Annotated in this window: 14 protein-coding genes; 11 read left to right on the top strand and 3 right to left on the bottom strand. The window is 69.0% G+C overall.

Going from position 1 to position 13,099, the window contains the following annotated elements; genetic code table 11:
* Positions 1-44 precede the first annotated feature (44 nt).
* Genes BJP65_RS04040 through cysK form a run of 3 tightly spaced genes read right to left on the bottom strand, consistent with a single transcriptional unit; the run spans position 45 to position 2,974 of the window.
* Positions 45-1,448, bottom strand: coding sequence for an amidase (locus BJP65_RS04040; RefSeq protein ID WP_070408294.1), 1,404 nt, complete (start codon positions 1,446-1,448; stop codon positions 45-47).
* A gap of 16 nt (positions 1,449-1,464) precedes the next feature.
* Positions 1,465-2,034 carry a serine O-acetyltransferase EpsC gene (gene epsC, locus BJP65_RS04035; protein ID WP_070408293.1) on the bottom strand — a complete coding sequence of 190 codons (570 nt, stop codon included), beginning with the start codon at positions 2,032-2,034 and terminating at the stop codon, positions 1,465-1,467.
* Between the two features lies 1 nt (position 2,035).
* Positions 2,036-2,974 carry a cysteine synthase A gene (gene cysK / locus BJP65_RS04030; protein ID WP_055834839.1) on the bottom strand — a complete coding sequence of 313 codons (939 nt, stop codon included), beginning with the start codon at positions 2,972-2,974 and terminating at the stop codon, positions 2,036-2,038.
* Positions 2,975-3,072: 98 nt separating this feature from the next.
* Between cysK and prmC the strand changes: the two genes are divergently transcribed.
* The 11 genes from prmC (at position 3,073) to atpD (ending at position 13,098) form a co-directional block, all read left to right on the top strand.
* Positions 3,073-3,960 (top strand): peptide chain release factor N(5)-glutamine methyltransferase, encoded by an 888-nt coding sequence (gene prmC, locus BJP65_RS04025; RefSeq protein WP_070408292.1) that lies wholly within the window; start codon positions 3,073-3,075, stop codon positions 3,958-3,960.
* 39 nt (positions 3,961-3,999) lie between these two features.
* Positions 4,000-4,785, top strand: a complete 786-nt coding sequence (locus BJP65_RS04020) for an L-threonylcarbamoyladenylate synthase (protein WP_070408291.1) — start codon at positions 4,000-4,002, stop codon at positions 4,783-4,785.
* Complete coding sequence (locus BJP65_RS04015) at positions 4,782-5,936, top strand: MraY family glycosyltransferase (protein ID WP_055834846.1); 1,155 nt, start codon at positions 4,782-4,784, stop codon at positions 5,934-5,936. The genes BJP65_RS04020 and BJP65_RS04015 overlap by 4 nt, the downstream gene beginning before the upstream one ends.
* On the top strand, positions 5,933-6,394 hold the full coding sequence (locus BJP65_RS04010; protein ID WP_070408290.1) for a hypothetical protein: 462 nt from the start codon (positions 5,933-5,935) through the stop codon (positions 6,392-6,394). The genes BJP65_RS04015 and BJP65_RS04010 overlap by 4 nt, the downstream gene beginning before the upstream one ends.
* A gap of 153 nt (positions 6,395-6,547) precedes the next feature.
* Positions 6,548-7,354, top strand: a complete 807-nt coding sequence (gene atpB, locus BJP65_RS04005) for a F0F1 ATP synthase subunit A (RefSeq protein WP_235560535.1) — start codon at positions 6,548-6,550, stop codon at positions 7,352-7,354.
* A gap of 43 nt (positions 7,355-7,397) precedes the next feature.
* Positions 7,398-7,637, top strand: coding sequence for a F0F1 ATP synthase subunit C (gene atpE / locus BJP65_RS04000; protein ID WP_055834851.1), 240 nt, complete (start codon positions 7,398-7,400; stop codon positions 7,635-7,637).
* A 29-nt stretch (positions 7,638-7,666) separates the two neighbouring features.
* Complete coding sequence (locus BJP65_RS03995; protein WP_070408289.1) at positions 7,667-8,221, top strand: F0F1 ATP synthase subunit B; 555 nt, start codon at positions 7,667-7,669, stop codon at positions 8,219-8,221.
* On the top strand, positions 8,221-9,012 hold the full coding sequence (locus BJP65_RS03990) for a F0F1 ATP synthase subunit delta (protein ID WP_070408288.1): 792 nt from the start codon (positions 8,221-8,223) through the stop codon (positions 9,010-9,012). The genes BJP65_RS03995 and BJP65_RS03990 overlap by 1 nt, the downstream gene beginning before the upstream one ends.
* Before the next feature lie 61 nt (positions 9,013-9,073).
* On the top strand, positions 9,074-10,705 hold the full coding sequence (atpA, locus tag BJP65_RS03985; RefSeq protein ID WP_055834859.1) for a F0F1 ATP synthase subunit alpha: 1,632 nt from the start codon (positions 9,074-9,076) through the stop codon (positions 10,703-10,705).
* A gap of 23 nt (positions 10,706-10,728) precedes the next feature.
* Positions 10,729-11,628: a F0F1 ATP synthase subunit gamma gene (locus BJP65_RS03980; RefSeq protein WP_055834862.1), complete on the top strand. Its 900-nt coding sequence runs from the start codon at positions 10,729-10,731 to the stop codon at positions 11,626-11,628.
* 21 nt (positions 11,629-11,649) lie between these two features.
* Positions 11,650-13,098: a F0F1 ATP synthase subunit beta gene (gene atpD, locus BJP65_RS03975; protein WP_070408287.1), complete on the top strand. Its 1,449-nt coding sequence runs from the start codon at positions 11,650-11,652 to the stop codon at positions 13,096-13,098.
* Position 13,099 lies beyond the last annotated feature (1 nt).

Raw genomic sequence — 13,099 nt, 5'->3', positions numbered from 1 at the left:
ACGAGAATCTCAGGAGTTCGGCTCGCCCGCAGACTCCGAGACGCTCACGCGTCCCATACCGGCGGGTGGGGGAGCGCTCCGCGTCGGCCCTCGAGCTGAGCGGCGAGCGACAGCAGCTCGGCTTCGCCGCCGGGGCGACCGACGAGTTGCACCGAGACGGGGTGCCCGGCGGCGTCCGTCGTCACCGGCAGCGTCAGGGCTGGGAGCCCTGCGACGTTGACGAAGCTCGAGTACGGCGCGTACTCGACCTGCATCGCGAAAGTGCGTTCGGGATCGTGCCCCGCGTAGGAGCCCACGGGCTGGGGAGCCTGCGCCAACGCGGGGGTGAGCACCGCGTCGAACGCGGCGAAGTCGGCGATCGTGCGCCGTTCGAAGGCGCGCGCCGAGGCGAGACCTCCCAGCAGGTCGAGCGACGACAGTCGGCGCCCCTCGCGCACGAGCCACGCCGTCAGCGGCTCGACCAGTGTCATGTCGTCGTCGCTGAGAGGGATGCGCGCGGCGCTCGCGCGCCACAGCACGTGGAAGAGCGACGCGTAGCCGAACGGATGCCAGTCGGCGTCCTCGACGTCGTGCCCGGCGTCGGCGAGCCAGGCGGCGGCCGTGTCGTAGGCCGAGCGTGCATCGGGATCGAGGGTGATGTTCTCGTCGTCGTCCCACGGCGAGACCGTGGTGACGCCGATGCGGAGCGGGCCCGGGTCGCGCCGTGCGGCGTCGACGAACGGGCCGGTGCCGGGGGCGGCCGTGGCGTAGGTGAACGGACCGAGTCCCACCAGGGCGTCCAGCAGCAGTGCCGCATCTTCGACGCTGCGCGCGATCGGGCCGGTGACCGACAGCCCGTCGGGGGAATCGAAGCCCGAGCCGATCGGCAGCCGTCCGCGCGAGGGCTTGAGCCCGACGACGCCCGTCGTCGCCGACGGGATACGGATCGATCCGCCGCCGTCGGACCCCACCGCGGCGGGCAGCAGCCCCGCGGCGACCGCGACGGCGGCCCCGCCGCTCGAACCGCCCGCGCCCGCCGAGAGGCGCCAGGGATCGCGGGCCGGCGCGTGGATGAGGGGTTCGGTGAAGCCGGTGAGGCCGAACTCGGACGTGCTCGTCTTGCCGAGGTTCACCGCGCCCGCGGCGTCGAGCGCCTCGGCCAGCGGATCGGACGTCGAGGGGACGAGATGGGTGCGGGAGCGCGAGCCGTACCGCGTCGGCACCCCGGCGCGGGCGACGAGGTCCTTGTCGGCGAGGGGGATCCCCCACAGCGGACCCCGGGCGGGGGAGGCCGCGACCTCTCCGGCTCGGCGGATCGCGGCATCCGGGGTCACCTCGGCGAACGCCCCCAGATCCGCGAACCGCCGGATGCGGGCGAGGTAGTGGGCGGCGAGGTCGGTGGGCGAGAGATCGCCCGCGCGCAGCGCTGCGACCTGCGCGGCGAGGGAGAGATCGTGCAGCCGCGTCATGAGTGGAGGCACCGCGTCAGATCGAGTACTCGGGCGCGGTCAGCAGGGCGCGCGTGTCTTCGCCGCTCCGTCGCGAACGCGCCGTGGCCGGAACACCGACCAGCACGCTGCCGGCGGGGGCGTCGCGCGTCACGACGGCGTTGGCCCCGACGACGGAGTGCGCACCCAGGGTGATCGGGCCGAGCACCTTCGCTCCGGCTCCGACGGCGACGCCGTCGTGCAGGGTGGGATGCCGTTTGCCGCCCTCGCGCTGACGACCGCCGAGCGTGACCCCGTGATACAGCATCACGTCGTCGCCGACCTCGGCCGTCTCGCCGACGACGACACCCATGCCGTGGTCGATGAAGAAGCGTCGGCCGATCGTGGCGCCCGGGTGGATCTCGATGCCGGTGAACCACCGGGTCACCTGCGACAGGGCCCGCGCCGGGAAGCGCAGGCCCTGTCGCCACAGGCGGTGCGAGACGCGGTGCATCCACACCGCGTGCAGGCCCGGGTACAGCAGGGCGATCTCGAGCCCGCTCCGGGCTGCCGGATCACGGAGTTTGGCGGCGGCGACGTCTTCGCGGATGCGGGAGATGGCCCCCACGTCAGTCTTCGCGCAGGTGCTCGTACAGGGCCGTCGAGAGGTACCGCTCGCCGTACGAGGGGATGATCACGACGATGTTCTTGCCGGCGGCTTCGGGGCGGCGGGCCACTTCGAGAGCCGCCCAGATGGCGGCACCCGACGACATGCCGACCAGGATGCCGTCTTTGGCCGCGGTCTCGCGGGCCAGACGGATCGCGTCGTCGAACTCGACGTCGATGACCTCGTCGATGATGTCGCGGTCGAGGATCGCGGGCACGAAGTTGGGACCGATGCCCTGGATCTTGTGGGGGCCGGGGTGGCCCTTGGTGAGGACGGGGGAGTCGGCCGGCTCGACGGCGACGATCTGCACGCCGGGCACGCGCTCTTTGAGCACCTGGCCGACGCCCGTGATCGTGCCGCCCGTGCCGATGCCGGCCACGAAGTAGTCGACCTTGCCGTCGGTGTCGCGCAGGATCTCTTCGGCCGTCGTCTTGCGGTGGATCGCCGGGTTCGCCTCGTTCTCGAACTGGCGAGCCCAGACGGCTCCCGGAGTCTCGGCCACGATGCGCTTGGCCTCGTCGACGGCGTGCGACATGCCCTTGGTGGGGTCGGTCAGCACGAGGTCGGCGCCGAAGGCCTTGAGCAGGATGCGACGCTCTTTCGACATCGACGCCGGCATCGTCAGGATGACCTTGTACCCGCGGGCGGCGCCCACCATCGCGAGGGCGATGCCGGTGTTCCCGCTGGTGGACTCGACGATCGTGCCGCCCGGCTTCAGCTCGCCCGAGGCTTCGGCCGCGTCGACGATGGCGATGCCCAGGCGGTCCTTCACGCTGGAGGCCGGGTTGTAGAACTCGAGCTTGGCGAGGATCTGCGCGTCGGTACCCTCCGCCACGCGGTTCAGTCGTACGAGTGGCGTGTCGCCGAACGCAGAGGTGATGTCGGAGTGGATGCCGGGCATGGCTTGCCTTTCGCCGTCGATCAGAACCCCCTCATTTTAGGCGAGGCCACCGACATCTCCGGCCGTATGACGCCGCGCGACTAGGCTGGGCTCCCGTCATGCCAGAGACCGTCCCCGCCCCCGCCCCGTCGTCGGTCGCCGACGTCGTCCGCGACACCGCCCGGCGCTTCGGTGCAGCCGGAGTCCCCGACCCGCAGGTCGACGCCGAGCTGCTCGTCGCGCACGTGCTCGACTCCTCTCGCGGGGGAGTGCAGGCCGCCGCCATCCGGGGCGATCGGATGCCGCCGCCCGCCGTCGCGGCCCTGGCGCCGCTCGTCGACCGACGCTGCGCGCGCGAACCGCTGCAGCACCTGACGGGGCTCGCGCCCTTCCGCTCCCTGGAACTGGCGGTCGGGCCGGGCGTCTTCGTCCCTCGGCCCGAGACCGAGATGGTGGCGCAACTGGCGATCGACGCGTTGCGCTCCGTGGCATCCGAGAGTCCGATCGCCGTCGACCTCGGCACCGGCAGCGGCGCGATCGCGCTCGCGATGGCCACCGAGGTGTCGCACGCGCGGGTCTTCGCGGCCGAGAACTCGGTCGACGCCTACATCTGGACGAAGCAGAACGTCGCCCGCATCGGCGCGCGCAACGTCACGCTCGCCTTCATCGACCTCGCCGACGCGTTCCCCGAGCTCGACGGCACGGTGTCGGTCGTGGCATCCAACCCGCCCTACGTGCCCGACGACGCGATTCCCCGCGACCCGGAGGTGCGGTTGTTCGATCCGCCGGCGGCGCTCTACGGCGGACCCGACGGATTGGATGCCGTTCGACAGCTGAGCCGGGTGGGTCTGCGTCTCGCCCACCCCGGCGGCTCGATCGTCATCGAGCACGGCGAGTGGCAGGGAGCGACCATCCGCGACATCCTCACCGCAGATGGCTGGCGCGCGGCGGCGACGCACCCCGACCTCACCGCCCGGGACCGCGCGACGACGGCCGTACGCCCCTGACCATGATCGGCCGCGCGCGCGACTAGACTGGCGCGCGTTATGTCACCCGTCTACGACTGCCGTGACGAGTCGCAGCTGCTTCCCGGAATGCGCCACGCGCGTCAGGCGATCGGCCGAGGCGAACTCGTCGTGCTCCCCACCGACACCGTCTACGGAATCGCCGCCGACGCGTTCAATGCGCGCGCCGTCGCGGGACTCCTCGAGGCGAAGGGCCGCGGCCGCCAGCAGCCGCCGCCCGTGCTCGTCGCCGGCGTCGGGACGCTCCGCGCCCTCGTCGCCGAGATCCCGCCCGCGGTCGACGACCTCGTGCGTGAGTTCTGGCCGGGAGGTCTGACCATCGTGCTGCCCGCGCAGCCCTCGCTGTCGTGGGATCTCGGCGACACGCACGGCACCGTGGCCGTGCGCATGCCGGCCCACAAGCTCACCCTCGAACTGCTCGAAGAGACCGGTCCCCTCGCCGTCTCGAGCGCCAACCGCACCGGCATGCCCGCCGCCGTGAACATCGACTCCGCGCGCGACATGCTCGGCGACAGTGTCGCGGCCTACCTCGACGCCGGGGTGAGCGAGACCGGCATCGCCTCGACCATCGTCGACGCGACCACCCTGGTCGGGGGAGCGGAGCCCCGGGTGCGCGTGCTGCGCGAGGGGGCGATCTCGCGCGAGCGCCTGCGCGAGGTGCTCGGCGACCTGCTCGAGCCCGACCCGGTCGACGACCGCGACGTGACCCCGTCCGCTCCCGTGTCGTTCGACACCCCCTCGTCGTCCGACCCCGCGCCGCGGGCCGACGCTCACGAGACCCCGGATTCCGAGGCGCCGGGTCCGTGACCCAGTACCTTCTCACCATCCTCTTCACGGCAGCGGTGACGCTGGCGCTGTCGTGGGTGGTGTGGAAGCTCGCCCTGCGGTTCAAGCTGTACCCCGGGATCCGCGATCGCGACGTGCACAAGACGCCGACTCCGCGCCTGGGCGGGGTGGCGATGTTCCTCGGCGTCGTGGCCGCCTTCGCACTGTCGAGCCGCAACCCCTACTTCTCGATCTTCTGGACCGACCCGGTTCCGGTGCTCTCGCTGCTCGGTGCGGTGCTGCTGATCGTCCTCGTCGGTGTCGCCGACGACCTGTGGGACCTGGACTGGATGATCAAGCTCGGCGCGCAGTTCATCGCCGCCGGGATCATCGCCTGGTTCGGCCAGTTGCAGATCCTCTCGCTGCCGATCGGCGCCCTCACGGTCGGGTCGAGCTGGGTGAGTTTCCTGCTCACCGTCTTCGCCCTCGTCGTCGTCATGAACGCCGTGAACTTCATCGACGGGCTCAACGGTCTGGTCGCGGGGGTCTGCCTCATCGCGAACGGGGTCTTCTTCGCGTACTCGTACCTGCTCGTGCGCGACACCGGCGCCAGCACCTACTTCAACCTGGCGTCGTTCATCGCGGCGGTGCTGGTGGGGGCCTGTCTCGGGTTCCTCCCGATGAACTGGACGCCCGCCAAGCTCTTCATGGGCGACGCCGGGGCGCTCATGCTCGGTCTGCTCATGGCGAGCTCGGCCATCGCGATCACCGGGCAGCTCGACCCCGCCGTGCTCGACCCCGAGAAGATCGGGCGATCGCAATTGCTGGGTGCGTTCATCCCCATCCTGCTGCCGGTCGTGATCGTGCTGCTTCCCCTTCTCGACTTCGGGCTCGCCGTCGCGCGGCGCCAATGGGCCGGACGCTCGCCGTTCTCGCCCGACCGCAAGCACCTGCACCATCGCATGCTCGACATGGGTCACACCGATCGCGACGCCGTGCTCATCTTCTACAGCTGGACCGCCGTGGTGAGCCTGGCGTTCCTGCTCATGTACATCGGCACCCAGCAGAGCTGGCCCGGCGACTACGCCTTCGGCATCGTCTTCGGCATCGTCGGCGTCGCCGCCTGCGTGGTGCTCACCCTGCTTCCGTCCCGGCGCTTCGCGCGTCGCCCCGTCCGTGAGGAACCGTCATGACCGCCCCGCTCTCCAGCACCCCCGTTCTGCGCGCCGCCCTGATCTGGTCGGCGGTGGTCGCGGTGGTCGTGCTCGTCGTCGCCGTCGGGGTGGGCGCTCTCGTCGCCGGGGGTGACGGAGCGCTCAGCGGGGGAGTGGGAGCCGCGGTGGGCGCCATCTTCCCGGCGCTGACGGCCGTGAGCATCCTCGTCGCCAACCGCTTCTACGGCCACCCGTCGTGGCTGCAGATCTTCTTCGGCGTCGTGCTGGGCGGATGGCTGCTGAAGTTCGTGCTCGTCATCGTGGCCTTCCTGGTGCTGCTGCGCCTGGAGTGGGTGGTGGCGCCGGTGTTCTTCTTCGCGCTGCTGGCCACGGCCGTCAGCTCGCTCATCGTGGACCTCGTCGTCATCTCGCGCATGCGTCTTCCCGCGGTCTCCGAGACCGTCCTGCCGACGCACAGCGATCCCAATGAGGTCTGACCACACTCGGATGCCGCAAATCCACCGATCTTTGATACTGTGTTCATACGCACCTCGGCCGGTGTGCGGCGGTAACGCCGAGGCCCCGGGGAGAGACGTTTCCCACCCTCCCCGAACCGCTTCGTTGCGGCTCGAGAAGCTGGAGCCACCCCGTTGACTCAGGCGAATACGATCGCGCACATCGTTGCTGACGCGAACACATTCCACCCCCCGTCCATCTCGGACTTCTTCCCGCCCGAACTGCTGTTCGCCGGGACGCCGTTCGCGGTCACGCGCATCACCGTCGTGCAGCTGCTCGCCACCGCGGTGATGGTCCTCATCATCGTCGTCGGCACGCGCCGCATGACCGTCGTGCCCGGTCGCTTCCAGAGCGTGATGGAGCTCGGCTTCGGGTTCATCCGCGAGCAGATCGCCTTCCAGGTCCTCGGCGAGAAGGACGGCAAGCGCTTCCTTCCGCTGCTGACCGCGATGTTCTTCACGATCCTCGCGCTCAACCTCACCGGCGTCATCCCCGGACTCAACATCCCGGGTACCTCGGTGGCCGGAGCACCGCTGGTCTTCGCCCTGACCGCGTACGTCGCATTCGTCTACGCGGGCATCCGGCGCCACGGCGTGGGTCACTTCCTGAAGAACTCGCTCGTGCCGAGCGGTGTGCCGGTCTACCTCGTGCCGATCATCGCGATCGTCGAGCTGATCTCGGTCTTCATCGCACGGCCCGTGTCGCTCTTCCTCCGACTGCTGCTGAACATGATCGTCGGGCACCTCATGCTCGTCCTGTTCTTCTCGGCCACCCAGTTCTTCTTCTTCAGCTTCAACCTGCTCACGCCTCTCGCTGCGGGAACGCTGGCCCTCGGGTTCGCGTTCACCCTCTTCGAGGTGTTCGTGGCGCTGCTGCAGGCCTACGTCTTCACGATCCTCACCGCGGTCTACATCCAGCTCGCGGTGGCGGAAGAGCACTGACGACCAGCCGCCCGGCTGTTCGCCCTACGAAAGGAAACCCTCAGTGGACGCAACGACGATTCTCGCTCAGGTCACGGGCAACATCGCGACCGTGGGCTACGGTCTCGCTGCCATCGGCCCGGCCATCGGTCTCGGCATCATGATCGGCAAGACCATCGAGTCGACCGCCCGTCAGCCCGAGCTCGCCGGCCGCCTGCAGACCACCATGTTCATCGGTGTCGCATTCATCGAGATCCTCGCGCTGATCGGCATCGCCACGCCCTTCATCTTCGGCGCGCTCTGATCCACCCGATCCCCGAGTAAGGAGACAGGATGCTTCAGGCTCTTGTCACGGTCGCAGCCGAGGAAGGCTCCAGCGGTAACCCGCTGCTGCCCGCTGTCTACGACATCGTTTGGTCGCTCGTCTGCTTCATCATCATCGCCTTCGTCGTGTGGCGCATCGCGCTTCCGCGCGTCGGCGCGGTGCTGGATCAGCGCAGCACGGCCATCGAGGGCAACATCGCGAAGGCCGACGAGGCTCAGCGCAAGGCCGAGGCCGCTCTCGAGGAGTACACCGCGCAGCTCGCCGCCGCTCGCAAAGAGGCCGGCGAGATCCGCGAGTCCGCTCGTGAAGACGGTCGCAAGATCGTCAACGAGGCCAAGGACACCGCGTCTCTCGAAGCGGCTCGTCTGACCGCCGCGGCGCACACGCAGATCGAGGCCGAGCGTCAGACCGCTCTGGTGTCGCTGCGCGCCGAGGTGGGCACGCTCGCCGTCGACCTCGCCGGCAACGTCATCGGGGAGTCCCTCTCCGACGACGCGAAGGCGCAGGCCGTGGTCGACCGCTTCCTGGCCGACCTCGAGGCATCCGAGAAGGCGGCCAAGTAATGGGCAGCGCGACCACTCAGGCGCGGGCAACCGTCGCCGGCGCCCTCGGCGCCGCGAGCGGTGTCGACCTCGACGTCACCCGCGAGCTCTTCGCCGCGGCACGCACCGTGGACTCGTCGTCGCACCTGAGCGGCGCGCTGGCCGACTCGTCGGCGCCCGCTTCGGCGCGCACCGACGTGGTCACGGCCGTGTTCGGCCCGTCGTTCGCTCCGACGACGGTGGCGCTGCTGCGCTCCGTCGTCGAGCAGCGCTGGTCGAGCGTCAGCGACCTGATCGACGGGCTCGAAGAGCTCGCGATCCGTGCCGCCGCCGTGGCCGACACGCAGAGCGACGTCGAGGGGGAGCTGTTCCAGTTCTCGCGCACCGTCGCCGCTAACGGCGAACTCGAGCTCGCGCTCGGCAGCCGTGTGGGCGAGCCCGCCGCGAAGGGTGCGCTCGTCGCGTCGCTTCTCGAGGGGCGCGTCAGCGCCGCCACGGTGCTTGTCGCCTCGTCGCTCGTGCAGCAGCCCCGTGAGCGTCGCGTGCGTTCGCTCCTGCGGTGGGCCGAGCGACTCGTCGCCGAGCAGCGCGGTCGTGTCGTGGCCACGGTGCACGCCGTCGCCCCGCTCAGCGAGGCGCAGGCGACCCGTCTGCAGAACGCCCTCGGCGCCCGGTACGGCGCCGTCGTGACCCTCAACACGGTCATCGACCCGACGGTGGTGGGTGGACTGCGCGTGCAGATCGCCGACGACGTCATCGACGCGAGCGTCTCGGCGCGTCTCGCCGACCTGCGGCAGCGGATCGCAGGCTAAGACTTCCCGCCTGAACGGGCGGAGATCTGGGGGCCGATGGCCCCACGAACGAAGGAAGACAATGGCAGACCTCTCTATCAGCCCCGACGTCATCCGTGACGCGCTGAAGGACTTCGTCAACGCCTACGAGGCCACTGGCGCCGCGGCGAACGAGGTCGGTTCGGTCGTGGATGCCGGTGACGGCATCGCTCACGTCGAAGGCCTCCCCGGTGTCATGGCGAACGAGCTCGTGCGCTTCGCGGACGGCACGCTCGGCCTGGCGCAGAACCTCGACGAGAACCAGATCGGTGTCGTCGTGCTCGGCGAGTTCTCCGGCGTCGAAGAGGGCCAGCCGGTCACCCGCACCGGCGAGGTGCTCTCGGTCGGCGTCGGCGAGGGCTACCTCGGCCGCGTGGTCGACCCGCTCGGCAACCCGATCGACGGCCTCGGCGAGGTCGCGACCTCCGGCCGTCGTGCCCTCGAGCTCCAGGCTCCGGGCGTCATGCAGCGCAAGAGCGTGCACGAGCCCCTGCAGACCGGCATCAAGGCCATCGACGCCATGATCCCCGTCGGCCGTGGCCAGCGTCAGCTGATCATCGGCGACCGCCAGACCGGTAAGACGGCCATCGCGATCGACACGATCATCAACCAGAAGGCCAACTGGGAGTCGGGCGACGTCAACAAGCAGGTGCGTTGCATCTACGTCGCCATCGGCCAGAAGGGCTCGACCATCGCTTCGGTGAAGGGCGCGCTCGAAGAGGCCGGCGCGATGGAGTACACCACCATCGTCGCGGCCCCCGCGTCGGACCCCGCCGGCTTCAAGTACCTCGCTCCCTACACCGGTTCGGCCATCGGCCAGCACTGGATGTACGAGGGCAAGCACGTCCTGATCATCTTCGACGACCTGTCGAAGCAGGCCGAGGCCTACCGCGCCGTGTCGCTGCTGCTGCGCCGCCCGCCGGGCCGCGAGGCGTACCCCGGCGACGTCTTCTACCTGCACTCGCGTCTGCTCGAGCGTTGCGCGAAGCTGTCCGACGAGCTTGGCGCCGGTTCGATGACGGGTCTGCCCATCATCGAGACCAAGGCCAACGACGTCTCGGCGTACATCCCGACCAACGTGATCTCGATCACCGACGGCCAGATCTTCCTGCAGTCCGACCTGTTCAACGCCAACCAGCGTCCCGCGGTCGACGTGGGTATCTCGGTCTCGCGCGTCGGTGGTGACGCCCAGGTGAAGTCGATCAAGAAGGTCTCGGGAACGCTGAAGCTCGAGCTCGCTCAGTACCGCTCGCTCGAGGCGTTCGCGATGTTCGCCAGCGACCTCGACGCGGCGTCGCGTCGTCAGCTCGCCCGCGGTGCGCGCCTGACCGAGCTGCTCAAGCAGCCGCAGTACTCGCCGTACCCCGTCGAGGAGCAGGTCGTCTCGATCTGGGCCGGAACGAACGGCAAGCTCGACACGATCGAGGTCTCCGACGTGCTGCGTTTCGAGCGCGAGCTGCTCGATTACCTGCGTCGCAACTCGACCGTGCTCGACACGCTGCGCGAGACCAACGTGCTGGGCGACGACACCGTCGCCGAGCTCACGCAGAAGGTCGACCAGTTCATCCTCGAGTTCCAGGCGGGCGACGACCAGGCTCTGGTCGGCACCGAGAAGGTCGAGGCCGCCGAGGCCGAAGACGTCAACCAGGAGCGGATCGTCAAGGGCCGTCGCTAAAGCGACGACACGAGAACGGAATCATGGGCGCACAACTACGGGTCTACAAGCAGAAGATCAGTTCTGCTCAGACGACCAAGAAGATCACGAAGGCGATGGAGCTCATCGCTGCGTCGCGCATCCAGAAGGCGATGGCGCGTGTGCGCGCGGCGTCGCCCTTCGCGCGTGCCGTGACCAGCGCGGTGTCGGCGGTGGCGACGCACTCGAGCGTCGACCACCCGCTGACCACCGAGCGTGAGACCATCCGTCGCTCCGCCGTGGTGATCTTCACCTCCGACCGCGGACTCGCGGGCGCGTTCAACTCGCAGATCCTCCGTGAGGGTCTCGAGCTGAGCGAGCTGCTGCGTTCGCAGGGCAAAGAGGTGGAGTACTACCTCGTGGGTCGCAAGGCCGTCGGCTACTTCCAGTTCCGACGCATGGCCAGCAAGGCCCAGTGGACCGGCGACACGGACACGCCCCAGTTCTCGACGGCCGAAGAGATCTCGGCCGCCGTTCTGGAGTCGTACCGCCGCTCCGGCGAGAACGACGGCGTCGATGAGATCCACCTCGTCTACAACCGTTTCGTCAGCATGATGACGCAGTCGCCCGAGACGGTGCGCCTGCTTCCTCTCGAGGTGGTCGAAGCAGACACCGCCGCGGCCCCCGCGACCGTCTACCCGCTCTACGAATTCGAGCCGGACGCCGAGACCGTTCTCGACGCGCTCCTGCCGGTGTACGTGCAGAGCCGAATCTTCAACGCCCTCCTGCAGTCGTCGGCGGCAAAGCACGCCGCCACGCAGAAGGCCATGAAGTCGGCCAGCGACAACGCCGACAAGCTCATCACCGACTACACCCGCCTGCGCAACAACGCGCGTCAGGCGGAGATCACGCAGCAGATCGCCGAGATCGTCGGCGGCGCCGATGCTCTGGCATCCGGCAAGTAAGTCCCAAGGAGAGAAGAAGCCATGAGCCTCACCGCCGAGAAGAGCGACGCGACCGTCGTCGGGCGCGTCGCGCGCGTCACCGGCCCGGTCATCGACATCGAGTTCCCCCACGACTCGATCCCCGAGATCTACAACGCGCTGAAGACGACGATCGTCATCGACGGCGTCTCCAACGAGATCACGCTCGAGGTCGCCCAGCACCTCGGTGACGACCTCGTTCGCGCGATCGCCCTGAAGCCGACCGACGGTGTCGTGCGCGGCCAGGAAGTGCGCAACACCGGCGGCCCCATCTCGGTGCCCGTCGGCGATGTCACCAAGGGCAAGGTGTTCGACGTCACCGGCGAGGTGCTCAACGCAGCGCCCGGCGAGACCGTCGAGATCAGCGAGCGCTGGGGCATCCACCGCAAGGCGCCGAGCTTCGACCAGCTCGAGTCGAAGACCACGATGTTCGAGACCGGCATCAAGGTCATCGACCTTCTCACCCCGTACGTGCAGGGTGGAAAGATCGGCCTGTTCGGTGGTGCCGGCGTCGGCAAGACCGTCCTCATCCAGGAGATGATCCAGCGCGTCGCGCAGGACCACGGTGGCGTGTCGGTGTTCGCCGGTGTCGGTGAGCGCACCCGTGAGGGCAACGACCTGATCCACGAGATGGAAGAGGCGGGCGTCTTCGACAAGACCGCCCTCGTGTTCGGCCAGATGGACGAGCCGCCGGGAACGCGTCTGCGCGTCGCCCTGTCGGCGCTGACGATGGCGGAGTACTTCCGCGACGTGCAGAAGCAGGACGTGCTGTTGTTCATCGACAACATCTTCCGCTTCACGCAGGCCGGTTCCGAGGTCTCGACGCTGCTGGGCCGCATGCCCTCGGCCGTGGGTTACCAGCCCAACCTCGCCGACGAGATGGGTGTGCTCCAGGAGCGCATCACCTCGACGCGTGGCCACTCGATCACCTCGCTGCAGGCCATCTACGTGCCCGCCGACGACTACACCGACCCGGCGCCGGCGACCACGTTCGCCCACCTGGATGCCACCACCGAGCTCTCGCGTGAGATCGCGTCGAAGGGTCTGTACCCGGCCGTCGACCCGCTGAGCTCGACGAGCCGCATCCTCGACCCGCGCTACATCGGTGCCGACCACTACCGCGTGGCCACCTCGGTGAAGCAGATCCTGCAGAAGAACAAGGAACTTCAGGAGATCATCGCCATCCTCGGTGTCGACGAGCTCTCCGAGGAAGACAAGATCGTCGTGTCGCGTGCACGCCGCATCCAGCAGTTCCTCTCGCAGAACACCTACATGGCGAAGAAGTTCACCGGCGTCGAGGGCTCCACGGTCCCGATCAAGGAGACCATCGAGTCGTTCGACGCCATCGTCAAGGGTGACTTCGACCACGTCGCCGAGCAGGCGTTCTTCAACGTCGGCGGCATCGGCGACGTCGAAGAGAAGTGGGCGCAGATCCAGAAGGAGAACGGCTGAC

Source organism: Microbacterium sp. BH-3-3-3 (assembly GCF_001792815.1).
Taxonomy (GTDB): Bacteria; Actinomycetota; Actinomycetes; order Actinomycetales; family Microbacteriaceae; genus Microbacterium.
This window is presented reverse-complemented; position numbering and strand designations above follow the sequence as displayed.